A 24,310-nucleotide genomic window follows, 5' to 3' on the forward strand; every position below is an offset into this window, starting at 1 on the left:
TAGCAGTAGTATAAAACCAAGCGGCTCCTACTGGCCTAGGCCAGTGGGAGCCGCTACCTGCAGAGTGGTCTAGGCCACTCTTAAATATGGAAAGTAAGCACGGGGGCCTCCGCTTGCACGGCCACAGTTTCCGCGATACTTCCTTGCAAAAAGTGCCATATGCCCGAGTGGCCATGAGTGAGCATCACCACCAAATCGGCGTGAGCCTGATCTGTGTAGCGCGGAATGCCGGTGCTTACCCGCGGGGCGCTTACTACATCTGGCTCATAAGCGGCTAGCTGGTGCCGGCTGGCAAACGAATGAATGCGCTCTAGTGCCGCCCCGGAGTTGTGCGCAGTCGTTACCACGTCGAGCAGATGCAGGATGGCTTCGGGGAAGGCAGCGCACAGCTGCCGCAGGCTGGGTATGGCGCGGTCGGCTTCGGCAGAAAAGTCGGAAGCAAACACAATGGAGTGCACATTGAAATCGGGCGCCGGGCGTTTTACCGTAAGCACAGGGCAGGGCGCAAGCCGGACCAGGCGCTCAGCATGCGAAATATGCCCGAATACAGAGTGGTCCGGCGCATGCACGTGCGCGCCTATTACTACCAAATCAATGTGGCGTTCCCGAATGACGTCCAGCACTGCCTCATCAATATCGCCAGTAGCGATGCGGTCCTGCACGGGTACCTCAGGCCTGTCGCTGGCTACTTCGGCCATCAGCTCGTGCATCCGGCGCTTAGTACGCTGTAGCAGCTGCACCATAAATACTCCATTCATCGGGGCCGCGCCCGCTGTGCCGCCCGTAGATACTATGCCCGAAGAACGGGGTGCGTCTACCACATGCAGCAAGGTAATGTGGCCGCCGGTACGAGAGGCCAGCTGCATGGCTACCTCAAAGGCATTGTGCGCCTCCGGCGAAAAATCGGTGGGAACAAGGATGTTTTGCATGGCAGGAGGTAGTTATACAAGGGCCTGACTTTTAAGCGATAACGCATATTAATTTATAAAAAACATTGAAATAAATCAAGCCAACGCATACCTATCTCGCGGCGCATTCCCAGCGGCCAGCATTCCAGCAATATACTTGTATGGAGCAGTTTATGCGTTATGTATTCTATGCATACTTATATGGAGCAGGACCTGACCAACCTACAGTACCCTATTGGGCGCCCGGTGCTGCCGGAAGCACCCCTGACGGCAGCTCAACGAACCGAGTACATCGGGCAGCTGGCCGCACTGCCTGCCCAGCTTACGGCCGCGGCGCGCAAAGCCGGGGGCGTGCGCCTGGAAAACGCGTACCGCCCCGGCGGCTGGACGGGTCGACAGGTTATCCATCATGTAGCCGATGTGCACCTGAATTTCTATATGCGCTTCCGGCTGGCCCTCACGGAAGACAATCCGACGATCCGGCCTTTTGATATGAACGCCTGGGCTGCCCTGCCCGATAACGATGCCGTGCCCATCACGGTGTCGTTGGCGCTGCTAGAGGCGTTGCACTCGCGCTGGGTTACGCTGCTCTGGCACCTCACGGAGCAGCAGTGGCAGCGCACGTTTTACCACCCGCTCTACAACCAGACCTTCACACTCGACCAGGCGCTGGTGCAATACAGCTGGCACGGCCGGCACCACCAAGCACATATTGAGCTACTAAGCCAACAGGCCTAGCTATGCCCAGACAGGGCAAGACTAGGCCTGTTGGTTTAGTAATAAGTAATGCTCTTCAGCTCCAATAGCTGTGGCCTCTAGGCCTATGGCGCTATACGCCCCAGAGTCGTAGGCTCAGCCAGCCATAGGTGCCCAGGGCCACTATCAGCCAGCCCAGGGCGCCGTAGGTAAACAGCAGGTACCAGGCCACTGTACGGCTGCGGAAGCGGCTAAAGTAGCGCAACGTCAGGAGCAGGCCGGCCAGGGAAAACACGGCGGCCACTATGGGGCTCAGGCTCAGCAAAACGGTTTCGGGGCCCAGGCTACCGGCGTGCCACATGTGCCGGGCCAGACTGGCCAGAGCAGCGAAGGTGGCTATCAGAGCGGCAGTAGCCAGTAGGGGCAACACGCGGGGCAACACCTGGCTGCGCGGCACCAATCGGCGCACGGCATACACCAGCCATACCAGGCCCGCTACGCTGGCCGTAACCAGCAGCAGTAGGCTCAGGGCAAACAGGGCCGGCCGCACCCACCACCAGGTAGCGCTGGCCTCCTGCAGATACCCGCCGGAAGTGACCAGCATACGGTGGCCATCGTGGTCGTGGGTGAGCACCGTGCTGGCCAGCCGCGCCCTGGGCGAGCGAAATGTAAGGCCGCCGGCGGGCACCAGCGTATCGGCCTGGCCTAGCAGTGGCTGGAGGAGTAACAGGTTACCGCGCTGCACCAGCTGCTCATCGCCCAGCAGGTAGTCGCTGAGGCCCATGAGTTGGTTGCGGGGCGATACATTCTGGTAGTGGCCTAGGTAGGGCGCTACGGCTGCCGCATCCAGTGCAGGGGCGGCGGCTGGTGCGGGCGGGGCAGGTGCCTGCCGCAGCAGAAATTCGCGCACCACTTTATCAATGCTGCTGGTGCTCTGGTCGCCGTTGTTGGAGAGGGCGAAGCCCCGGCCCAGCTCGCGGTTGTAAGCGAAGGTGGAGCGGAAGCCATCAATGCCTCCGCCGTGGCCCCGGAACAAGGCATTGCCCTTCGTGCTCATGGCCATGTTCGCCAAGCCATAGCCAGCAGCCAGGCCAGCCCGGGCCTCCAGGGGGCTGTGCGCCGTTTCAATCTCGCGCAGGCTTTCGGGCCGAAGCAGAGGTTTCCCATCGGGGGCCCGGAAATCATGCAGGAAAAACCTCACCCACAGGTCCATATCGGCCGCCGAGGCACTCATGGAACCAGCTGGTCCGGCATAGATGGGCAGCAGCTTCAGGCGCTGGTACTGGCCATCCTCGTACTTGTAGCCTTGGGCCAGCTTTAAGTTGGGGTTGGAGGCAGGGCGTAGCTCGGCAGTGGCATCGGGCATGCCCAGGGGGCGCAGCAGGTGCTGGCTCAGGTATTGCTCATATGGCATTCCGCTGAGCTTTTCCAACAGGTAGCCCGCCACCTCATACCCGGGGTTGGAGTACGACATTCGCTCACCGGGCCGCCAGCGACAGCGCAGCTCCTTCCGGAACACCTGCACCGCGGCCGCGCCTCGTGGGTCAGTGGGGGTGGAGTTATAGACGTGGTTGAAATGCATGTCATCGAAGCCGGCAGTGTGCTCCAGCACGTGCACCACCCGCACCGGGTCGGTGGCTTCCCAGGGGTTATCAATGGGGATTTCGGGAGCCAGCTTGCGCACCTCGTCGTTGAGGCTGAGCTTGCCTTGCTCTACCAGCTGCATCAGGCCCACGGCCACAAACGTTTTGGTAACGGACCCAATGCGAAACAGCGTGTTGGCCGTTACGGGCGTCTTGTGCTCCACATCAGAGAGGCCTAGGCCACCCACAAAGCGCTCCGCCGGGTCGGGCGAGACGATGGCCAGCATCAGCCCCGGAATGTGTTCCCGCCGCATTATGCGCGTAATAGAATCGGTGAGCTGCGGGATGTTGGTGATAGGCCGGGCGGCAGGTTTCGGCCGGGTTGGCTGGGCCGCGCCAGGTGCCAGAGTGGCCAGCAGCGCCAAGAAAAGTAGTAGTATTTTCACTATAGAGGGTAAGAGGAGAATAGGTGGTTGGAAGATAGAAGATTGTTTGGCAGGTAGCATAGGGTTTTACTATATAGAAGTTGCGCAGGCACTCGAGAGACTGCTGTGTGGGGTGCCCACGCTAGAGGAAGCAGGCTTTTTGAAGGAGTTTCCGGACAACCTCCGGCTACACGGCAAGTGTCAGGCCAGAGCAGCTGCCAGTTTATTCGGCGAAGCCATGCAACCGATGGCATGCTGCTGGGCTCTCTCCTGCAGCGGAGGCGGCAGACTAGTGCGCGGCCGCCGCATTATTAGCTACTCACGGTATCTTTCTGAAACTACCCCTACGCCATGAAACTATCTCAGGCAATTCTCGGAGCCGTTCTGGTAGGCCTCACCGCCCAGACCACTGGCTGCATCAAAAAAAGCGACCCGACGCCCAAAGAGGAGCAGGGCAAATCCGGCAAAAAATCCCCCGAAATCCCCTATAACTGCCCCGGCTGTGGCCTAGGCTAGGTTATGCGCACAGTTGCCCCGCCTGACAATGCCAATGAGCGCGCCATCTACTCCTCCATTGCCTGCAACCTCGACGCCAACATTCTGACGGCGGCATTTCCGTTGCTGGAGCAGGGGAAGGTAGAGGCACTGGAATGGTCGTTTGATGCGCTGTTTTGGGCTGAGCAAGTGCCGGATTGGTTTACGGAATTGCTACAGGCCTACAGCGCTCAACATCGGCTGGTGGGGCATGGCGTGTACTTCTCCCTGCTCTCGGGGCGTTGGACGGCAGAGCAGCAGCAGTGGCTGCAACACCTGAAGGAGCTGACCAGGCGGTTTTCCTTCGACCACGTTACGGAGCACTTTGGCTTCTTTACGGGCCAGAATTTTCATGCGGGGGCTCCGCTGCCCATCCCGTATGGCAGCAACACCCTGCGCATTGGGCAAGACCGCCTGCGCCGGATGCAGGAGGCCTGCGGATGTCCCGTAGGCTTAGAAAACCTGGCCTTTGCTTATAGTTTGGAGGAAGTGAAACGGCACGGCGAGTTTCTGGAACAGCTGGTGGAGCCCGTAAACGGCTTTCTGATTCTGGACCTGCACAACGTGTTCTGCCAGCTCCACAACTTCTCCGTTCCGTACGAAGAGCTGATGGCACTATATCCGCTGGATCGGGTGCGGGAAATCCATATTTCGGGCGGCAGCTGGGAGGCATCGGGGCAGGTGCCGGGCCTCCAGATCCGGCGCGATACCCATGATGAGGCCGTGCCAGAAGAGGTGTTTCAGCTCCTGTACAACACCATGCCCCGCTGTCCCAACCTGAAATATGTGGTGCTGGAGCAGCTTGGTACTGGCCTACAGACCGAGGACAGCCGTGCCCACTTCCAGTCCGACTTTCATCGGATGCAGGCGTTGGTTAACCAACACCGCAGCACCACCAGTATCCGCGCCGTTCAGCCTTTTCTGCCCATCCATTCCGCAGTGGCGGGCCCGGTAGCAGAAGATGCGCAGCTCCACGAGCAGCAGCAGCAGCTTTCCCACATCCTGGAAACAGCGCCATCCTACGAAGACGCCCAGCGGCAGCTCCAGGCTTCCGCACTGGCCTACACCGCCTGGAAAGTGGAGGAGTGGGAACCACACATGCTGGAAACCGCCATCAGCATTGCCCAGAAGTGGAAGCCCCAGCCCAGGTAGAAGTAGTAAGTGGTCTAGGCCTATAACCAATACCCTTGCACAGGCCTAGTATAGCTCAACAGGCCTGGCGGGTCGTGAGTTTAGCCGCCGGAGCAGGCCGAGGGCCGCATGTCGTAGGCCACCATTTTAGCCACAATGCCCCCTCACCTGACCAGGAAAGGGGGAATTGTGCTGGGCAACAGATGCCGACCGACTAGTTGGTTTTGGGCATGCCGCCCGTTACTTCCAGCAGGCTGCCGGTGGAGTAGCTGCCGTCCTGCGAGGCGAAGTACACGTAGGCGGGGGCTAGCTCCTCGGGTTGTCCGGGGCGGCCGAGCATGGTGGCGTCGCCGAACTTTTTGAGGTCTTCTTTCAGCATGGTGCCCGGGATGAGGGGCGTCCAGATAGGGCCGGGCAGCACCGCATTCACCCGAATCTTCTTCTCGCCGAGGTAGGCCGCCAGGCTCTTAGTGAAAGTATGAATAGCGCCTTTGGTGGAGGCATAGTCAACCTGGTGCGGATTGCCCACGAGGCCCGCAATGCTGCCGGTATTAATGATAGAGTCGCCTTCCTTCAGGAACGGAATAGCGGCCTGCGCCATAAAAATGTAGCCCTTGATGTTGGTATCGAAGGTGCGGTGAATGTTTTCCTCAGGAATGGTCTCAAAGTGCTCGTAGCCCATCTGGTAGGCTGCATTATTGACGAGGATATTGAAGCCGCCCAACTCGGCATAGGTCTGGCGCACGGCCTCCCGGCAGGCGTCGGCGGAGCGCACATCGCACTGAATGGCCAGGAACTTGCGGCCCTGGGCTTCTACGGCCCGGCCCACCACGGCGGCGTCTTCGGCGTTAGTCTGGTAGATGACGGCTACATCGGCACCTTCCATGGCGTAGGCCAGGGCCACCGCCCGCCCAATGCCGGAGTCGCCGCCCGTGATGAGGGCCACTTTCCCCTTGAGCTTGCCCGCCGGCTGGTACGACGACATATCCCAGTCGGGCTGCTTCTCCATGTCTTCTTCACTAGTAGGATAGGAGGTAGGCTTGGGGTTGATTTCGCTATTGGTAGGGCGTGGTTCGTTCTGTTCCGTATGCATAGTCTCTGGGTTAAGTCTGAGAAGAAATACGGAAGTAGTGGCCTAGAGTCAGGGAAGGCCGAAAAGTTGTTGCAGAGGTAGTAGCCGTAGCAGCTCCTGACGACTCCCCAATAAACTTAGAGTACCTGAATCCATCCCTTGTAAATAGCTCCGGTGGCGGGCTGGCGCAGCTGGTAGTAATACACACCTGGTGCGGCGCCACTACTTTTTGCCTTGGGCATCGAGTTCCACCACCCAGTCCCAGTATTCAATCACGCCGTACGCTTTTTCGCTGACGTCGCCGCCGGATTCCGGGTCGGTTTGCGCCCCTAGTATATAGCCGCCATCGGTGGTGGGGCGCATGCGGTTCAATGTGTTTTCACCCGCATTGCCCAGTGGCCGGTCCCATTCGCGCGTGAGCGTTTGGGCATGGGTCAAAGAATTGAAAAACAGGTAGCTGTAGGCCAGTATAAGGGTGCCCCAAACTAGTAGGCGGAGAGGTGAAGGCATAGAAATGGGTAAGCGGATGGCGGGAAAGTTGGCTAGGTCACTTTCAGGCTGCTCAAACGCTCGGCTAGTACTCCTGCTCAGGCAACGGAGGCGACCAGGTAGAATTATGGGGTTGGGTAACCTCCGGCCGCAAGCCTCGTTGCATGAGAGTATGAAAGATGCTACTAACCTCAGCCGTCGCCAGATAATCAGTGGCCTAGGAGCCAGTTTGGCTGTGGCCGCCGCAGGCCCCATACTATCCGCTGAAGCAGCCACCAGCGCCCCCGATGCTGCCCCCGAACCCTTGAAAGACCCGACCACCGCCTACCCCAGACCGCCGTTTAAAAGCCAGACCCAGGCCTGGCCCGGCCTCGCCAGCAAAATGGAGCCCGTGCCCGACCACGGCGAAAAAACCTACAAAGGCTCGGGACGCCTGAAGGGCCGCAAAGCCCTCATCACGGGCGGCGACTCCGGCATGGGCCGCGCCGCCGCCATTGCCTATGCCCGCGAAGGCGCCGACGTGGCCATCAACTACCTGCCCTCCGAAGAGGCCGATGCCAAAGAGGTTATTGCCCTCATTAAAGCCGCCGGCCAGAAAGGCGTAGCCATCCCCGGCGACCTGCGCGACGAAGCCTTCTGCAAGAAGCTCGTAGAGGAAGCCGTGCGCCAGCTGGGTGGCCTAGATATCGTGGTCAGCAACGCCGCCCGGCAGCAAACCCGCAAGTCCATCCTCGACCTCACTACCGAGGACTTCGACGCGACGATGAAAACCAACATCTACGCCCCGTTCTGGATTATTAAGGCCGCGCTGCCCCATCTGAAGCCCGGTTCGGCCATCATCGGGACCACGTCGGAGCAGGCCACCGACCCCTCCGAAGACCTCTACGACTACGCCCAGACCAAGGCCGCCACTACCAACTACGTCCGCTCCCTAGCGAAACAGCTGGCCCCCAAAGGCATCCGGGTAAACGGGGTGGCTCCCGGCCCCATCTGGACGCCCCTGCAGGTGAGCGGCGGCGCCACTCAGGAAAAGCTCGTGAAGTTCGGCGGCGATACGCCCATGGCCAGGCCAGGTCAGCCAGCAGAGCTGGCCGGTATTTACGTGCTGCTCGCCGACCCGCTGGCCAGTTACGCCACCGGGCAGGTGTATGGGTCTGCGGGCGGCAAAGGCTTGCCGTAGCCACTACCAGCCACCGCACAAAAAAGGCCTCGCAATTCCTGTTGCGGGGCCTTTTTGTGGGATATGAGAGAGGCTTCGGTGAATAGGCTGTAGGCCAGTACAAGCAGTTGCTTCCAGCACAGCTTTACGAAAAATAGGCATAGGTACCACCTATCACAAAGCCAGCTCCACCTACCAGGAAAATATACGGTATAGCCCGCTGCTGAAGCGTATTCAGGACAAAATCCTGCGGATCATCCGGGTTGTAGTATAGGCTAACCCGTTCGCCGATTTGGTTGAATCTGCGGTAGGCGCTTATTGGGGGCTTGACTATAACCGTGGTGTTATCTCCAATGCTGAACTCTACGATAGGGCCATAGTCATGCCCAACTACTACCCCGGTTGTCAACAAACCCATTTTCTCCAGTCGCCGCCGCTGGCGCCACAGATGCTGGCCCCACCAAAACAGCGCCACCCCTCCCGCAAGTGTAATCAGGTACTCAACCGGTGATTTCATGGTAGAGTAATTTACCAATTCTGCAAAGAATCAAATTGGCCCCGAGCATTACTATAGCACGTCATCCTGAGAAAAGCGAAGGATCTTCTTACGGTAGCACGAGGCGCTAGGCCAGTTGGTCTTGCATGAGAAAATCCTTAACAAGCTCAGGATGAAGTGTTTTGGGGTTGGCTTACCACTGCAACATCAGCTCGCGGGATGTCTGAGCTAGCTCGACATGACGGTCTTCTTAATTGTGAATAGCAACTATTGCTGTCCGCTCATCCTAAAGCGGGGGCATAAGTGTAAATTTTCAAAAAAGCGCAAAACGTGTACGTGCCCCTCAGCCAGAATAAAACAGCCCTATGGAAGACCAGAACAACGACGCGGCCCCTACCTCGCCGGCGGGTGCCCTGCCCCCGAAGGTGACGGGAATAGGTGGGATTTTCTTTGTTTCCGACAACCCGCAGGCCACCCGGGAGTGGTATGCCAACCATATGGGGCTGGAAACCACCGACTGGGGTGCCACTTTACCTCCCGTAGCGCCGATAACCCCAACGAGGTAACGTCTCTGCAATGGAGCCCTTTCCCCAAGGGCAGCGGCTATTTCGCGCCAACTGCCAAGGAGTTTATGATCAACTACCGGGTGCAGAACATCGAAGGATTAGTAAGCCAGCTCGCCGCCAGCGGAGTAACCATCCTGGATACCATCACGAGCCACGACTACGGCAAATTCGTCCATGTCCTGGACGCCGACGGCAACAAACTAGAACTGTGGGAGCCCGCTTAACCACGCAGCCCCGCCACTTTTCGGGTGGTGGGGCTGCGTAGCCTAGATACCGGTGAGCTTGCCGTTGCGGCGGTAACACTGGCCCGGGACAGATACAGAAGGTCTGCCTTCGTCAGGTGCCAGTGCTGGCCTAGGTCCGATTTGCTGCATAAGGCGGGTACTTATTGCAGATCTTCGTCGTCAGGTTGACTGAGGCAAGATCAGACGTGGGCCTCTAGATGGTGTCCAGCCCCGGCAACCTGAGTAGTTCAGCGGCGCGCCGCGCTACGGTTTTGACACTGGCGATATCCGGGCCGGTGATGGTCAGGTGGCCCATCTTGCGGCCTACTCGCGCTTCCGACTTGCCGTACAGGTGCAGATGCGTACCCGGCAGGCTCAACACGGCCTGCCAATTCGGCTCCTGGAGTTGACCGCTGGCGTCAAACCACACATCGCCCAGCAGGTTGAGCATGATGGCCGGGGAATGCTGGCGCGGCTTCGGCAAAGGCAAGCCCGCCATGGCATGCACCTGCATGTCAAACTGCGACGCGTCACAGGCATCGAGGGTGTAGTGGCCGCTGTTGTGCGGGCGCGGGGCCATTTCATTGACTACCAGGCCGCCGTGCGTGCTGCCATCGTCCACCACAAAAAACTCGACGCACAGCACCCCCACATAACCGAGATGCTGCGCGATAGCAACGGCCGCGTCGCGGGCATTAGTCGCTAGAGCGGGCGGCATGTTGCCTTCGTACGCGTGGGTCACGGCCAAAATGCCCTCGACGTGCACGTTGCTCTGCGGGGCGAAGCTGACGACTTGCCCGTCCCAGCCGCGCGCCACCAGCACCGAACACTCGGCGGTGAGCGGCAGCATCTTTTCCAGCACGCAAGCGACGCCGCCCAGTTCCGCCCAGGCTGCGGCCAGTTCACTAGTGGTCTTGACGCGAATCTGACCCTTGCCATCGTAGCCCATGCGCGCGGTTTTCAGGATGCCGGGCATCAAATCGGTTCTTCCTTCCAGGGCGGCCTGCAACTGGGCTGGCGTTTCAATCACGGCATAGGGCGCGCAGGTCACCCCCGATATATCAGCGCAGGCGGCAAAGTGGGCTTTTTCCTCGATGCGGTTTTGGGCAATGCCCACGACGGTCGCGCCCGGTGCTACGGGCCGGGTCTGGGCCAGCTTTTGCAGGGCCTGGGAGGGCACGTTTTCAAACTCGGTGGTGATGGCCTGGCACAGGTCGGCAAGTTGCGCCAGCCCGGCCGGGTCGCTGTAGTCGCTCTGGATATGGTGGTGACTCACCAGTCCGGCCGGGCTTTTCGCGTCAGGGTCCAGCACCGCGGTGAAGTATCCCAGGCGCTGGGCAGCATGCACAAACATCCGGCCTAGCTGGCCGCCTCCCATCACTCCCAGGGTGGCCCTCCGGCCCGCGGCGTCTTTGCTGCCCGGAAAAATTGGGGTCATTGCCCCGGCGTTGCTAGTGTCGTTCATACGGGCAACGTCATAGCGCGAGCGGCTTCGGTTTGTTCGGCGCGAAACGCCTGCAGCTTGGTCGCCAGGGCTGGGTCGTGTAGGGCTAGCATGCTCACGGCGAACAAAGCCGCATTAGCCGCCCCGGCATTGCCAATCGCAAACGTGGCCACGGGCACCCCTTTGGGCATTTGCACGATGCTGTGCAAGGAGTCGACCCCCTGCAAATGGCGACTGGCCACGGGCACCCCCAGCACGGGCACCGTGGTTTTGGCGGCAATCATACCCGGCAGGTGGGCGGCCCCACCCGCGCCGGCGATGATGGCTTGCAAGCAGCGCGGGCCGGCTTGCTCGGCGTAAGCAAACAAGTCGTCGGGCATGCGGTGAGCTGATACCACGCGCGCTTCGTGGGCCACGCCAAACTGCGTGAGAATCTGCACGGCATGCTGCATGGTGTCCCAGTCGCTGCTGGAGCCCATGACCACGCCGATCAGTGGTTTGTCCGGAGGGGTGCTAAGGTTGGGGGTGTCGGAAGTGGGATGAGTATTGCTCAATTGAGTACGGGTCAAAAGTTAACGGAAATGGGAGGCGCTAAGCCTGTCCTAAACCACTAAAAAAGACCGTCATGCTGAGCTTGTCAAAGCATCTCTACTTCTGGCTAACTAACTGGCCTAGAGAAGCGGTAGAGATGCTTCGACAAGCTCAGCATGACGTTTTTATTAGGTGCGTTTTTGAATTCAACGAACGGCTAGCGCTCCAGCAGGATTTCGGTGCCTAAAACCACCAGGTCCACGCTGCCTTTCAACGTCTGGTCGATGAAGGGGGTGTTCTGGGATTTAGATTTCATGAATTCCCGCGTAAAGGTGGTTTCCGCTTCGGTATCGAACAAGACGCAGTTGGCTTCCTGGCCTACCTCGATGGTGGGCGCCGGCAGGCCCATCAGGCGGCGGGGCTCCGCCGAGTAGCGCTTTACTACCAGGTCCCACCCGAATTTTCCGGGCTCCACGAAGAAGTGATAGAGCGACACCAGGGCCGTATCTAGGCCAGTGATGCCGTTGGGGGCGCTGATGAAATCCTGGGCTTTTTCAAACGGCGTGTGCGGGGCGTGGTCGGTGGCAATGAGGTCGAAGACGCCTTCCTTGAGCCCTTCGAGCAGGGCATCACAATCGGCCTGGGTCCGCAGCGGCGGGTTCATTTTATAGTTCGTGTCGTAGTCGCCGATGTGCTCGTCGGTGAACAGCAGGTGGTGGGGAGCCACTTCTGCCGTCACCTTCACATCGCCCCTGGACTTCCACCAGCGGATGGTTTCCATGCCCTCCTTGCTGGAAACGTGCTGGATGTGCACGTGCGCGCCCGCCGCCCGGGCCAGCCGGATGTCGCGGTCGATGATGATTTCCTCCGCGCATGCCGGTGAGCCCTTGATACCGAGCCGGTAGCTCATTACCCCTTCGTTCAGGGCACGTGGCCCGGCCAGCTCCGGCACCTCGCAGTGGCTGGCGAAAAACATCCCGAACTCGGTGGCGTACTGCATGGCCCGCAGCAGCACCGCCGGGTCGCTGGTGGTGTCGCCGTCGTCGGTGAGCATTTTCACCCCGAGCTGACGCATACCTTCGATTTCGGCCAGCTCCTTGCCCTCGCGGTTTTTGGTGACGCAGCCGGAGGTGTACACCGGAATGCGCGAACGATGCCTGGCATTTTCCAGCACAGTGTCCACGGCGGTTGCCGAGTCGAGGGCGGGGCGGGTGTTCGGCATCATCACCACGCCGGTAATGCCGCCGTTAATGGCTGCTTCGCTCCCTGTGGTGATGGTTTCCTTGTTTTCAAACCCGGGGGCGCGGAAATGGACGTGGGCATCAAACATGGCCGGCATCAGCACCCGACCGCGCGCATCGATGACGCGGGCGCCCTCGGGAATGGCCAGGTTGCTGCCGATTTCCTGGATTTTTCCTTCGACAATCAAGACGTCGCCTTCGAGCAGTTGGGGAGAGTTTTCGGAGGCGATGCGGGCGTTTTGAAGGAGAAGCATGGATGGTTGAGGGCTGTAAACTGGCAAGTGGGAAGGAGATATGCTGGCTGTTGAACAGGAAAATGCACGGGCGGACCCAGCCGCCTCGTCCGGTAGTTAGGGCTGCATTACGGGCGAGCTGGCTCGCTGCGGTGCGGCATACGCTTGCTGGCGCGGAAATTCGCCGCCCGGCGTGAGCCAGTCGAGCACGGCCATGCGAACGGAAATGCCGTTTTCGACCTGGTTGGTAATCAGGCTGCGCTCATAGTCCATAACAGCGTCGCAGAGCTCTACCCCCCGGTTCACGGGGCCGGGGTGCATGATGTAAAGGCCCCGGTCGCGGATTTCCGCCAGCCGGGCGGTGGTGATGCCATAAACCCGGTGGTACTCGCGGACGCTGGGGAAAAACTGCACGTCCTGGCGCTCCAGCTGCACCCGCAGCAGGTACACCACATCGGGCGTCCAGGCCATGGCCGCCTCATAGTCGGTGAAGCGGCGGATGCTTTCCGGCGCGTACTTCGGCACCAGCGAGCCCGGGCCCAGGTAGGCCACCTCGACGCCCAGCTTTTGCAGCAGCGTGCTGGTGGAGCGCGCCACACGGGAGTGGAGGATGTCGCCGATGATGAGGACTTTCTTACCCCGAGGGTCGGGAAATTTCTCCTTGATGGTGAAGGCATCCAGCAGGGCCTGGGTGGGGTGCTCGTGGGCCCCGTCGCCGGCATTAATGACCGAGGCCGTGGTTTGGCGGGCAATCATGCCGGGCAGGCCGGGGTGGCTGTGGCGGACGACGATATAGTCGGTGCGCATGGCCTGGAGCGTCTCAATCGTCTCGCGCACCGACTCGCCCTTCGTGATGGAGGAGTGGGCGACGTCGAAATTCGTTACCTCCGCCGAGAGGCGCCGGGCCGCAACCTCGAAGGAAGAGTGCGTCCGGGTGCTGGCCTCATAGAACAGCATGAGCACGGACTTGCCTTCGAGGGCAGGAATTTTCTTAACCGAGTGGCTGAACAGTTTTTTAAAGGACGTGGATTGGTCGAGCAGGAACTCGATTTCCTCACGGTGAAGGGATGCGATGTCGATCAGGTCTTTACGTGCCATACCGGAGTTGAGGAAAGGTGAGTTCGTCTAGCTAAAAAGGACAAGGTGAAGTCTTATGTACCACTCCCCATGCCGGAGAAACCGGCTACCGGTGTGGGCCGAGGCGATGGTCGCCACCACGATTCGGGGGAGGTGTTGGCTGCCTTGGTATATACCGGTCTGGGTACAGCGGTTGAGGTATGAATCGGCGGCGGGGTAGTAGCCGACGAACTCAACGGACATAAAAAAACCGTTTCGGAATCCGAAACGGTGGCGGGGCAATACCCAGAATAAAAAACGGAAATAACAGAGGCAAAATCGGGAGAACCAATGGCGGCGTAGGCCTTCCGGCCCACGCGCGGTTCCTTGCCAAGCAGGGTTCCACGCTTCATCAACAAGTTTTTTGGTTGAAGCATGCTGCAAAACTACGGCATTGTTCCGGTTCCTTTAACCATGTCAGGCAAAAAAATCCAGTGAGGCCACCCTGGGTATCGCGAACAAACGAGCAAAGGCCCTGCGGTTTAATGCACTAGGCAGAAGCGTTTCGGGCCGGCTAAGTGGCCTAGGCTGTGTAAACTGTAAGTGCAATCAGCTATAACACCTAACAGCCATCCCGAGCGCCGTCGAGGAATCTCGCGTGCTTATTCAAGTACGTCATCCCGAGTTTGCGAAGGATCTTATCACGCACAAACGAGTGGCCTAGCACCCCGTACTATCATGACAAGATCCTTCGCAAGCTCAGGATGACGTGGTTTTATAGTGAGTTAGCACTACAACCTCAGCACGCGAGATTCCTCGACGGCCCTCAGAATGATGTTTTTTAGTCGCTGTTCACACGGCCTAGGCCACCCTTACAAGCAGGGCCTTACCGACAAGTGGACTAGCCTAGATACCGGTGGGCTTGCCGTCGAGGCTGCGGGTGTTGCGGTTGTGTCAACAGGGTGTCGGGGTAGGAACTGCTTGGGCTTGTCACAATAGAAAATCGAAGCCCGATACCACAATGAAGTACTCAGGAAACATCGGTAAAAACCGGACTTCTACTTTCTGACCTTTCTTGTAGCCAGGGCCTCGGGTGCTCTCCCGGCAGGTGAGCGTAAGCAACTGACCCTGGGGTGTTTTGAATCGGACGACTGGAAACTGGTCGAAGAGACGAAGCCCTTCGGTTTCCACGCCTACGATAGTCCCTTCTACTGGAATACCCTGTCTTATTACCGAGAGTCTACCTGGCACTTTAGGCGCTTTAAGGATAGGTTTATCCGTCTTTTGAAAATAAAGGATAACAAGTAGCAGAATGACACACAGGCTACCACAAAATAGCTCAAGCAAGATCTTATTGGTTGTTAATTTGAAAACTACTCCCGCTTCAGCGCTTCCCGAATACCGCTCAGCCCGCCGGCAATATTCTCCAGCTTATCCAGCATTTGCAGGAGCTGGCCGGCGCCGGAGTTGCGCAGGTTGTCGAGGTAGGTTTGCTTGATTTGCCGCCAGCGGGCGGCTTGCTCGGGGGTGAGCCAGCCCAGCAGCTCGCGCAGCTTGAGCAGGTTAGCCTCAGTGGCGCTGGTCAGGGTTTGGGCTTCGCTTTCGTAGTGGGCGGCCAGGAGCTGCTCAATTTCCTGGTCGTTCATCACGGGGCGCACTTTCTCGGCCAGCTTGTTCATGTTGCGGTAGGAGCCCTGCAGCTTAAACGGCGGCTCGGTGCGGTAGGCGTCGGCCTGGGCGGCGCTGGCAATGTAAGCCGCATTCACGCGGGCCACCACGTCGCGCAGGCGCAGCAGCTTTTGCAGCACCGCCACGTACTCGTTCAGCTCCTCGGGCGTGTGGTTGCCCTCGAAGCTGAGGCCGTCCTGCTGCCCGGTCTCGGCGAGGCGGATAAGGGCGGGCACGTCCTGGGGGCTTTGGGTGGCGAGGCGGGCCAGGGCGCTGTTGCTGGTGAGGGCGTTTTCGAGGTAGGAGAGGCGGAAGGCGTCTTCGGAACCGGCCGTGAGGATGTCGCCGAGGTTGTAGATGTCGGCGCGGTTGGCCAGCATGTCGGGCAGCTGGAATACGTCGCCGCTTTCGGTGTAAGGGTTGCCGGCCATTACCACGCACACCTTGCGGCCCCGGAAGTCGTAGGTGCGGGGGCGGCCCTGGTAAACGCCCTCAATCTTGCGCTGGGCGTCGCAGAGCGAGATGAACTTCTGCAGAAACTCGGGGTTGCAGTGCTGAATATCATCCACGTAAATCATCACGTTGTCGCCCATCTCGAAGGCCAGGTTCAGCTTCTCCAGCTCCTGCCGCGCCCCGGCGTTGGGGGCCTGGGCGGGGTCGACGCTGGTCACGGCGTGCCCGATGGCCGGCCCGTTGATTTTCATGAAGATGAGGCCTAGCCGGTTGGCCACGTACTCCATGAGCGTGGTTTTGCCGTAGCCGGGCGGCGAGATAAGCAGCAGCAAGCCCATGAGGTCGGTGCGCTTGCCCTCACCCGCCGTCCCGATTTGCTTGGCTAGGTTGGCCCCGATGATGGGCAGGTAAACTTGGTCGATGAGGCGGTTGCGCACGAACGACGTGAGCACGCGGGGCCGGAAATCTTCCAGGCGCATGTCCTCGGCGGCCCGGGCCAGCAGCAGCTTCTTCACCTCCTGAAACGCCTCGTACTGTGCCACCGTGGCGCGGTCGTAGTGCAGCAGACGGCGGCGGAAATCGGGGAAGTCAAGCTGGTAGGTGCGGTCGTCGGCGAGGCGGGCGTGAGTGCCCTGGAAGTCGGCCAGCGTTTCGCGCAAGGGTGTGTGTACCACCCGCGCCGAATCGTAAGTGCCTGTCAGCAACAGTACGGCGCACTCGTTGCAGAAATCGGAGAGGGTAGCAGCGGCTGGCGCCTGGCGCAGGTAGGCCTGTAGCCACTGCCGAATGAGGGGCAGTTGGGCCGCGGGCTGGTCCTGTAGGCCAGTCACCGACTGCTGAAACAGCTCCGTGGCCTGGCGCTCCTGCAGCTGCTTCTGGAACTGCTGGTACAGCTCGGCGGCTTCGGCGGCAATGATGAAGGTACCGGTGTGGGTCAGCTCATGGAAAAGGTAGTCGCCGGCTTCCGCTACCTGGGCGGGGGTGAAGAGGCCGGTTTGCTCCGCGAAGTGGTCCACTGCCGTTTGCAACTCAGTTTTCAGCTCATCGAACTCCTGCGAATCGGGGAAGACCTGGAGCAGCACCCCGATGCCTTGTAGCTGCCGCTCCCAGTGGGCGCGCTGGTCGGGGTTGGCGAAGCGCAGCCAGTAGAGGGCCGCGGCGGCGCGGGTGTCTGCCGGGTAGCGGAGCAGGTCGGCTGTGCGGGTAAGGCGCACCAGGGCCGTGAGCAGCAGGGCCGCATCGTGGTCGTGCACGCCTTTGAGGTAGCCTTCTTGGTAGCGTGCGGCCATAAACTGCTGCACGTAGGCCAGTAGCTCGGCGGGGCTGAGGTGGCCTAGCTCGGTAACCGACAGCACCGCGGCGCGGCCCGCTTCTGGGTTGGCTGGCGCGGGATGCTGGGCGGCTTGCAGAATGCGCCAAGCCAGGAATTCGGCCCGATACACGTCCTGGTTTTCTGACACCACGGTTTGCTCCCAGACTGGCCTAGAAGCCAGCATGGCGGGGTCGGTTATCTTCTGGAAGAAGTTGGTGCCAGTGAGGTGGTAATGCAGGTCGCCGTCGCGCAGCACCACGGTCAGCTCCAGTGGCTGGGTGTTCACCGTGAAAGCGTGCGGGCCGAACTTGAGCGTTTGGCCGCCGTCGGCGAAGAGGTCGGCCCGGTCGCGGAGCTGGCGCACGGCGTCTTCGCGCAGGGTTTTCAGCCGGCTCTGCACGTCATCCGACTTCACCGAGTCGCCGAGGTTAATCAGCTCCTGGGCGGTTTGGCGCACCTTCTCCACCATCACGTCGGCGGCGAAGTACCCGTTGATATCCGCCACAGATTCCAAGCGGGTGAGGCGGCTTTGCACCGCTTTCAGCAGCCGCTCGGCGCTTTGCAGCAACGCCGTGGCGCGCTGGTTTCGGGCAGATACCAAGGCCGTTTTCTTCGACTCGAAGGCTTCTACTACCTGCTCGCGGCGGGTGGTGAGCTGCTCGATAAACTGGTCGAAATCGGGAAACTTGCCTTCCAGCTCTTCGAGCTGCACCATGAGCTTGGTTAGGTATTCGTCGCACTTGGCGGGGGTGTCGGCCAGGTCGAGGTAGTTGGTGAGGGCTTGCTCCAGCAGCTTGAGCTGGGCGGTAAACTCGGCCTGGGCCTCGGTGCCAGCCAGCGCCTGCCGCCGCCGTTTCAGCGCCGCCCGAATCTGGTTGAAGCGGGCGTACACCGTCGAGATGTTGTCGATGATGGCCGTGGTCTGAGTGGGGTCGGGGATGGGCAGGTTGCTGACTACCTCAATCAGCAGCTCCAGCTCCTGGGCCACAGCGGCCGTTTCCTGCTCGCGCTGATCGGCCTCTATGGTTTTCTGCACCTGCTCCACGCAGTCGGCAATGGCCTGCACGCGTTGGGAATAGGGGGCCAGGGCATCGGGCCGGAGCAGGAAATCCACGGTTTGCAGGGCCACTTCCTTGCTCAGCTCCTCTAGGCCAGTGGCATGCTGTTCCACGGCGGGCAGCTCCACGTAGCGCAGTTCCTTCAAGGAAATTACCTCGCCCCGCACCCCACGCAGCTCGCCCAGCAGCTGCACAAACTCCGTGACGGTATCGGGCGCCGAGCGGCGGATACGGCCGGTCAGCTCGTCGGCTTTCTGAAACACCGCCGCCGTTTGCTGAGCGGTATTTTTGCGAATGGTCTGCACCTTCTCGAACTCCTCCACGGCCGCCGTAGCGGTCTGCCGGATTTCGCCCAGGGGCTCGGCCAGGGCCTGAGCCGCGGGCTCGCGCAGCCAGTGGTAGGCGTCAGTCAGGCTGGTCGTTTGGCGGATCAGGTCGAGGTAGAGGCCGGCGTAGGAATCGTCCTTGCCGGTCAGCGTCAGGACTTCCTGCACCTCGCTCATGGCCCGCACGATTTCCTTGTTGCCTAGCTTGTAGAGGTAGGAATCGGAGGTGACGGGCAGCTGGAAATCCGGGGCGGTGTAGGGCGTCTGCCAGATCTGCACGGCGTGGTGCTTCTTGGGCTCATCGTCGGCGCGGAAGTAGCATAGTTCCCCGTTTTCGAACAGGGCGTAGCCGTGGCACACAATGGGGTTGTCCACGCGCTGGGCAACGCGGTTGTAGCTCAGCAGCAGGTAAGTGCCGTGGTCCTTGTTGAAGAACACGTACAGGAAATTCTCCCCGTTGGGCGACACGACGCGCTTCTCAAACAGCATCTCGCGCAGGCCGTTGTCGAAGAGCTTGTTGTCGCCGGTTTGCAGGTAAAAGCCGTGCGGGAAAATCAGGCCCTGCCCATCGGGCAGCAGCACGCAGGCATCGGCCAGGGCATCAAGGCGCTGGGCAGTTTTTAGCTTGTGGTTGAAGATAAAATAGCGGTACTCCTGCTCCTGGTAGGGCCGGATCTTCAGCAGAATCAGGTTGCCGACCACCGCATAATAGATTTCCGAGTCGTCCAGGGTCTGGTCCTTGTCGTCGACTGGCTCGCTCAGAATACCCTGCCCGGTGCTGGTGTTGTCCTCGACTTTGATGGTCAAGTCGCCACCAATCGTCTCCACGAACACCTTATCCTCGATGCTGATGTGCGGATGCTTGCCGCCGCGCTGCATGTCGCGGGTGGCGCGCTTCCACTGGAACTCGTGCTGGGGCGGGAAGGTGTACTCGTGGTCGGAGCGGTTATCGATGTAGCTCAGCGTGTCGCCCTGCATCAGCCACTTGAACGTCTTCACATCGGAAGCACTCTTGCCCACCCGAAACACCATGAACATGTGCACGCCAATGACGGCGAACTTCACGAACTGGGTGTTCTTGTAGTAGCGGTACAGGTTGCGGAACTCCTCCAGAAACTGCGGGTGCTGCAACAGTTCCAGTTCCAGCGGCCGGAAATCGTGCTCGGCATACTCGTACACCCCAAACACGTCGGCCAAGTCCGGCTCCGCCTTCAGCCCGAGCACCACATTATACCCAAAGATGAACCGCCTCCCCACCGGCACCATGTCCCAGGGCACGCAGTTGTTTTCGGTGGTAATGCGGCCCGTACCAATCAGACGCGTATCCACGGCTCCGAACACCTGCTTGCGCTCAGTGTTCAGCTTATCCAGCCGCTGGCGCAAGTCGGTGCTGCTCTTGAGCAGGCGGTTGCGCAGGATTTCGTAGGTGCCAGTTTCGAGTTGGGTAGCTTGAGCTTCCATAGGAGGGCAAGGCACAAACCCTTGCCAGGAGAAAAGAACTGCTGATTACTTGGTTGAGGGCCGCAACTTGGCCCTCAGGATAGCACTAGATGGATCGGCTCTAGAATAGATGACGGTGGTAGTGTCGCCTTTTTTGTGGGTGTGCAAAAAGACGGCGGGTACCCTCGTTCTGAGGGAATATTGCTTGCCGGCCACGGTATACTGCACCGATATGCGTTTGCCCTTAAATCTTCTTACCCGGGTAATGATGCCCGTAGCATACCCTGGGTTTTTCAGGATCAACTCCCGCTCCTCAGCAGTTTTCGTTATGACGAAGTAGATGATACCAGCTGCGACTGCAAAACAGAAAACCAGCCCAAGGACGATGCCGATTACTTGCCGGGTGGTAGTCGGGGAAGGGGTAGAATCGGAGGCTTGCATGGGCATGTAGCCAGAGCTAAAAACTAGCTCCACTCCTCATCTGAGGAGTGGCTAGTGGTGGTTGACTAATCGTTGAACAGGTTTTAGAATCTAGCTCTAATAGTTGTTCTGGTGTTTCAACCACCCCCAACCCCTCCTCATCTGAGGAGGGGAGCTAGTTTCTAACTCTAGCTAGGGTAATCAACCTTACTTCAGCTCCAGCACCCGGGCGGGTTTATCTCCAATACCCAGGGCCGTGGCCGTGCTGGCCAGCTCCGTAATGGTGTTGCGGGTCGTGTCGTCGCCGGCTTTGTGCATCATCTTCAGCAGCAGGGCCGATACGCTCAGGTTCTTCATTTCTTCGGCCGAGAAGCCGAACTGGTCCACGAAGCGGCGCAGGTTGGTTTTAAAGTCACCACCGCCGTCTAGAGAGAAGAAGGCGTCTTTCACGGTGCCCAGCACTTCGGAGTTGTGCACGGTGCGGTCAACCATTTTGCCTTTCGTGATGGAGCCGATAATCTGGTCGAAGAACATGGTTTCGCCACCCACGATATCAATTTTGGCGGCTTTGAGGGCCTCGCCGATAACGTCAGCTTGCGAGGCAGCAATGTCCTTCTGGATGCTGATCTGGGCCAGCTCCACTGACTTCTCTTTGTCGAGGCGCAGCTTGAACTCCTCGTGGTCTTTGCCCACACCGTCGAGCTTTTTCATGGCGTCGGCCTTGGCTTCGATACCCTTGGCTTCTACGGCGAACTTTTGCTCCGATACGGCAGCTTCGGCGAGGCCTTTCTTCTGGTCGGCGTCGGCGCGGGCCTCAATGATAGAGGCGTCGGCGAGGCCTTTTTCACGGTTGATTTTGGCAGCAACCAGGCCTAGCTTCTCGTCGGCTTCGGCCTGGGCTCCAGCTTTCGACTGGATGGCCTGGGCTTCGGCAGCAGCGGTGAGCTGGAGCACATTGGCTTCGGTTTCGCCTTCCTTCTGGCGGGCAGTGGCTTTGGCCTGCATCACCTGCGCTTCGGCTAGGCCTACGGCGGTGGCTTTGCTGGCTTCGGCTTCGGCTAGAATACGAATAGCCTGACCTTTGAACTCGGCGCTGGCTTTTTCGGCTTCGGCATCAATGAGGGCTTGCTTGGCGCGGAATTCGGCCGCCTGCTTTTCCGTATTGGCGGTGCCTACCGCCGCAATGGTGGTTGTTTCGTTTTGTTGCTGAGCGGCCGTCACGGCTACCAGCTTTTCACGGTCGGCGAGGGCCTGGGCGCGGGTGTCCTTGATCTTCTCCTCTTCTACCACCGTGGCTTTTTCCACAGTGATTCTTTCGCGGATGATGGTCTGGATGTTCTTTTTCTCTTCTTCCAAAGCCTTCTCCTTTTCAATCTGGGCCAGGGCTACAATCCGCTCACGCTCATTGACTTCCAGGGCTTTGGCCTGAGCCACACGTTCCGTTTCCACGGCATCGGTGCGCTGCTTGTTGCGCTCCGCTACCAGCACCTGCCGGTCGCGGTTCTGCTCGGCAATGCCGACTTCCTCCTCGGTAGCAATACGCGCCTTCTCCGATTTCAGGGTTTCTTCCTGCTGCACTTTGGCAGCTTCGGCCACCTCGCGGGCCCGGATGTTGGCTACTTCGCGCTTCTGCTTTTCCTGGTTTTCAATCAGCTGCTTTTCGAGCTGCAGGATGGTTTCCTGGGCCTCTACGTCCTGCTTCTTGATGGTTTTCTGCTGCTCCCGCTGAATGGAGTTGGCCTGAATCTTCTGCTCCGAGGTCAGGGCAATGATTTTCTTGATACCCTCGGCGTCGAGAATGTTGTCCTGGTTCAGGGCCGTGAGCGGGGTTTGCTCCAGGTAATCAATAGCGCAGTCGTCGAGTACGTAGCCGTTCAGGTCGGTGCCGATGATGGTCAGGATTTGCTGCTTGAACTGCTCACGGGAGTTGTAGAGCTCAATGAAATCAAAGTGCTTACCAACCGTCTTCAACGCTTCCGAGAACTTGGCGTCGAAGAGGCTTTCCAGGGCGGCGGGGTCGGAGGCGCGGTGGGCACCAATGCTCTGGGCCACGTTCACCACATCCTGGCTCGTCTTGTTGACGCGCACGAAGAAGTTCACCTTCACATCGGCGCGCATGTTGTCCTTGCAGACCAGCCCCTCGGAGCCGGCGCGGGAAATAACGATGGTTTTGAGCTTGATGTCCATCACCTCCAGCTTGTGGAGAATAGGCACCACAAAAATGCCGCTAAACGAGACCTGCGTATCGCCCATACCAGTGCGCACCAGGGCCTCGCCCTGTACGGCCTTTTGGTACATGCGGGCCACAATGGCGAGAAAGCCCAATAGGAGGACAGCGACGATGATAATCACCGCCAGGGAAAGTTGTTCTAACATGGAAGTAGGAAGTAGGAGTACAGTCAATCAGGAGGAAAAAATGGGCAGAGAGGCCTAGGCCTGGGCTCAGAAAAGCAGGCGCATTAGGAGAAAGCTGGCAAGTGGAAATGCAGCGTGAAGCTACCTATAACTATAGGGATACGAGTAGGATAATTCAGGATTTTAATAAGGAAAAACGACTTATATATAACCGCAAGCGCCTGCTGTATTGGATAAAAGTGGCCTAGGCCAGTGGCAGCTTAGGGAAATAGCAGGTCGGCTAACTTGTCGAATAGCTCTGCCAGTGCCCCATCAAACAGGAACTGGCCTAGCCAATGCAGGAACACTTTGAGTTTCAGCAGCAGATCAATCATGGCGCAATGCGGGGATGAGTTGATGCAGGGCGGTGAGGAAGCCGGCTTTATCGGCCGGGGATATCAGCACCGAGTCAAACTTGCCGTAGCGAATTTCCAGTCGATCAAGCGACAGGGCCGGGGAACTGATCGGGTTGTGCGAAGGCGTAATGGTCGTGATGCTGGCCAACGGTACCCGCTTCCGAATCGGGCCAGACTCAATTAACAGCTCCTGTGAGGTGATAGTATAGCGCGTGCTCACTAGTAGATAGAGGATAAAAGTGCCCGCCAGGAGCACCAGCCCCGCCGCCAACCAGCGGTGCTGCACGAAAGATAGCAGTAAAAAGAATCCTAGGCCACTCAGGATGGGGGCAAACATCCACCAGCTTATCTTGGAGTTGAAGGTTTGGGACATAGCAGTGGTAAATATATGAATTATGTAATACAGGGGGCCGAGTGGCCTAGAGCATTTCGTAAGCCTCAATCAGGTAGCATTGGCGCTCTGCATCAAAGTCAATAACCAGTGCGGTGTCGCCTTTGCGAAGCTCGGCGGTAGGGGAGGCGGCGCGTACGTTCAGCATAAGCGGGGCGCCATTGAGGGGCTGCACGCTGGCTTGGCCCAGGCGGTAGGCCGTGGTAGGCAGCAGCACGGTGCACACCTTGCCCAAGGGCTGGGCGCCACCGTCCGTTTCCTTTTCCATGGCGGCAAACAGTTGCACAAAGGGCAACGTGAGAACTTTAGCCACCAACAGGCTGCCTAGCAGCAGCGGCACCAGCAACACCATGCCCAGCAGCCCCGACTCGTTGTGCAGATAATAGTTGAGTAGCAGGCTGCTTATCCACCACGCTAGGGCCACAAAGCTCAGGAACACCATTAGCGGTATGCGGCCCAGGTTGAAGAACGCCAGTGCGTGGTTCAGCCAGCTAATGCCGGGGGCCTCGGGGTGGCCTATAGAAGCGTGGTGGCCCAAGTGCACATCGTGGTGCGTATCGATGTCGAGGTCCACGGTCTTCAGATCGAGCACTCCCACAATTACCGTCAGCCAATACAGCAGCACAAACACCAACAGGGCCGTGGGGGCGAGGTTGGGCGGCGAAACCGCGGCGTGTAGAAGTTCATTCATGGAAGTAGATTGC

The 24,310-nt window shown here is 59.4% G+C and carries 21 protein-coding genes; 6 read left to right on the forward strand and 15 right to left on the reverse strand.

The features are described from left to right. Window positions 1–80: 80 nt before the first annotated feature. A complete protein-coding gene (locus CFT68_RS01380) occupies window positions 81–929 on the reverse strand; it encodes a universal stress protein (protein WP_088841639.1) in 849 nt (282 codons plus the stop codon). A gap of 168 nt (window positions 930–1,097) precedes the next feature. Between CFT68_RS01380 and CFT68_RS01385 the strand changes: the two genes are divergently transcribed. Further along, window positions 1,098–1,646, forward strand: coding sequence for a YfiT family bacillithiol transferase (locus CFT68_RS01385; RefSeq protein WP_245815245.1), 549 nt, complete (start codon window positions 1,098–1,100; stop codon window positions 1,644–1,646). A 91-nt stretch (window positions 1,647–1,737) separates the two neighbouring features. Here CFT68_RS01385 and CFT68_RS01390 read toward each other — a convergent pair whose 3' ends face one another. Further along, window positions 1,738–3,633 carry a serine hydrolase domain-containing protein gene (locus CFT68_RS01390; RefSeq protein ID WP_170934669.1) on the reverse strand — a complete coding sequence of 632 codons (1,896 nt, stop codon included), beginning with the start codon at window positions 3,631–3,633 and terminating at the stop codon, window positions 1,738–1,740. A 330-nt stretch (window positions 3,634–3,963) separates the two neighbouring features. On the opposite strand from CFT68_RS01390, the gene CFT68_RS21735 reads away from it, so the two are divergent. Both CFT68_RS21735 and CFT68_RS01395 read left to right on the forward strand, forming a co-directional pair. Further along, on the forward strand, window positions 3,964–4,128 hold the full coding sequence (locus tag CFT68_RS21735; RefSeq protein WP_170934670.1) for a chryseobasin-related MNIO class RiPP peptide: 165 nt from the start codon (window positions 3,964–3,966) through the stop codon (window positions 4,126–4,128). Between the two features lie 3 nt (window positions 4,129–4,131). After that, window positions 4,132–5,298 carry a multinuclear nonheme iron-dependent oxidase gene (locus CFT68_RS01395; RefSeq protein ID WP_088841642.1) on the forward strand — a complete coding sequence of 389 codons (1,167 nt, stop codon included), beginning with the start codon at window positions 4,132–4,134 and terminating at the stop codon, window positions 5,296–5,298. A 193-nt stretch (window positions 5,299–5,491) separates the two neighbouring features. Here CFT68_RS01395 and CFT68_RS01400 read toward each other — a convergent pair whose 3' ends face one another. After that, on the reverse strand, window positions 5,492–6,370 hold the full coding sequence (locus tag CFT68_RS01400; protein ID WP_088841643.1) for an SDR family oxidoreductase: 879 nt from the start codon (window positions 6,368–6,370) through the stop codon (window positions 5,492–5,494). A gap of 201 nt (window positions 6,371–6,571) precedes the next feature. After that, a complete protein-coding gene (locus CFT68_RS01405; protein WP_088841644.1) occupies window positions 6,572–6,859 on the reverse strand; it encodes a hypothetical protein in 288 nt (95 codons plus the stop codon). A gap of 151 nt (window positions 6,860–7,010) precedes the next feature. On the opposite strand from CFT68_RS01405, the gene CFT68_RS01410 reads away from it, so the two are divergent. Beyond that, window positions 7,011–8,018: an SDR family oxidoreductase gene (locus CFT68_RS01410; RefSeq protein WP_088843632.1), complete on the forward strand. Its 1,008-nt coding sequence runs from the start codon at window positions 7,011–7,013 to the stop codon at window positions 8,016–8,018. 124 nt (window positions 8,019–8,142) lie between these two features. Here the strand turns inward: CFT68_RS01410 and CFT68_RS01415 are convergent, their stop codons facing one another. Beyond that, window positions 8,143–8,514: a DUF3592 domain-containing protein gene (locus CFT68_RS01415; protein WP_088841645.1), complete on the reverse strand. Its 372-nt coding sequence runs from the start codon at window positions 8,512–8,514 to the stop codon at window positions 8,143–8,145. A gap of 344 nt (window positions 8,515–8,858) precedes the next feature. Here CFT68_RS01415 and CFT68_RS22305 point away from each other — a divergent pair, with 344 nt between their 5' ends. Both CFT68_RS22305 and CFT68_RS22310 read left to right on the forward strand, forming a co-directional pair. Continuing rightward, window positions 8,859–9,059 carry a hypothetical protein gene (locus CFT68_RS22305; protein ID WP_317044090.1) on the forward strand — a complete coding sequence of 67 codons (201 nt, stop codon included), beginning with the start codon at window positions 8,859–8,861 and terminating at the stop codon, window positions 9,057–9,059. Window positions 9,060–9,124: 65 nt separating this feature from the next. Then, window positions 9,125–9,283 (forward strand): VOC family protein, encoded by a 159-nt coding sequence (locus tag CFT68_RS22310; protein WP_317044091.1) that lies wholly within the window; start codon window positions 9,125–9,127, stop codon window positions 9,281–9,283. Between the two features lie 214 nt (window positions 9,284–9,497). Here the strand turns inward: CFT68_RS22310 and CFT68_RS01425 are convergent, their stop codons facing one another. The 10 genes from CFT68_RS01425 to CFT68_RS01475 form a co-directional block, all read right to left on the reverse strand. Then, the gene (locus tag CFT68_RS01425) at window positions 9,498–10,748 is read right to left on the reverse strand and encodes a 5-(carboxyamino)imidazole ribonucleotide synthase (RefSeq protein ID WP_212590354.1); all 1,251 of its coding nucleotides are present in this window, start codon (window positions 10,746–10,748) and stop codon (window positions 9,498–9,500) included. After that, window positions 10,745–11,296, reverse strand: a complete 552-nt coding sequence (gene purE, locus CFT68_RS01430) for a 5-(carboxyamino)imidazole ribonucleotide mutase (RefSeq protein WP_317044092.1) — start codon at window positions 11,294–11,296, stop codon at window positions 10,745–10,747. Before purE ends, CFT68_RS01425 begins: the two co-directional genes overlap by 4 nt. Window positions 11,297–11,475: 179 nt before the next feature. Next, the gene (locus tag CFT68_RS01435) at window positions 11,476–12,753 is read right to left on the reverse strand and encodes a dihydroorotase (RefSeq protein ID WP_088841647.1); all 1,278 of its coding nucleotides are present in this window, start codon (window positions 12,751–12,753) and stop codon (window positions 11,476–11,478) included. A 96-nt stretch (window positions 12,754–12,849) separates the two neighbouring features. Further along, a complete protein-coding gene (locus tag CFT68_RS01440) occupies window positions 12,850–13,830 on the reverse strand; it encodes an aspartate carbamoyltransferase catalytic subunit (RefSeq protein WP_088841648.1) in 981 nt (326 codons plus the stop codon). A 948-nt stretch (window positions 13,831–14,778) separates the two neighbouring features. Continuing rightward, the gene (locus tag CFT68_RS22475; RefSeq protein WP_141106396.1) at window positions 14,779–14,979 is read right to left on the reverse strand and encodes a DUF3592 domain-containing protein; all 201 of its coding nucleotides are present in this window, start codon (window positions 14,977–14,979) and stop codon (window positions 14,779–14,781) included. A 182-nt stretch (window positions 14,980–15,161) separates the two neighbouring features. Beyond that, window positions 15,162–20,066, reverse strand: a complete 4,905-nt coding sequence (locus tag CFT68_RS01455; RefSeq protein WP_088841651.1) for a DNA repair ATPase — start codon at window positions 20,064–20,066, stop codon at window positions 15,162–15,164. 45 nt (window positions 20,067–20,111) lie between these two features. Continuing rightward, window positions 20,112–20,492, reverse strand: a complete 381-nt coding sequence (locus CFT68_RS01460; protein ID WP_088841652.1) for a DUF3592 domain-containing protein — start codon at window positions 20,490–20,492, stop codon at window positions 20,112–20,114. Between the two features lie 180 nt (window positions 20,493–20,672). Further along, window positions 20,673–22,841 (reverse strand): flotillin family protein, encoded by a 2,169-nt coding sequence (locus tag CFT68_RS01465; RefSeq protein ID WP_245815246.1) that lies wholly within the window; start codon window positions 22,839–22,841, stop codon window positions 20,673–20,675. A gap of 345 nt (window positions 22,842–23,186) precedes the next feature. Beyond that, a complete protein-coding gene (locus CFT68_RS01470; protein WP_088841653.1) occupies window positions 23,187–23,588 on the reverse strand; it encodes a PH domain-containing protein in 402 nt (133 codons plus the stop codon). 46 nt (window positions 23,589–23,634) lie between these two features. Then, window positions 23,635–24,297 (reverse strand): OB-fold-containig protein, encoded by a 663-nt coding sequence (locus CFT68_RS01475; protein WP_088841654.1) that lies wholly within the window; start codon window positions 24,295–24,297, stop codon window positions 23,635–23,637. Window positions 24,298–24,310: the final 13 nt, after the last annotated feature.

It is taken from the genome of Hymenobacter gelipurpurascens (assembly GCF_900187375.1).
GTDB lineage: Bacteria > Bacteroidota > Bacteroidia > Cytophagales > Hymenobacteraceae > Hymenobacter > Hymenobacter gelipurpurascens.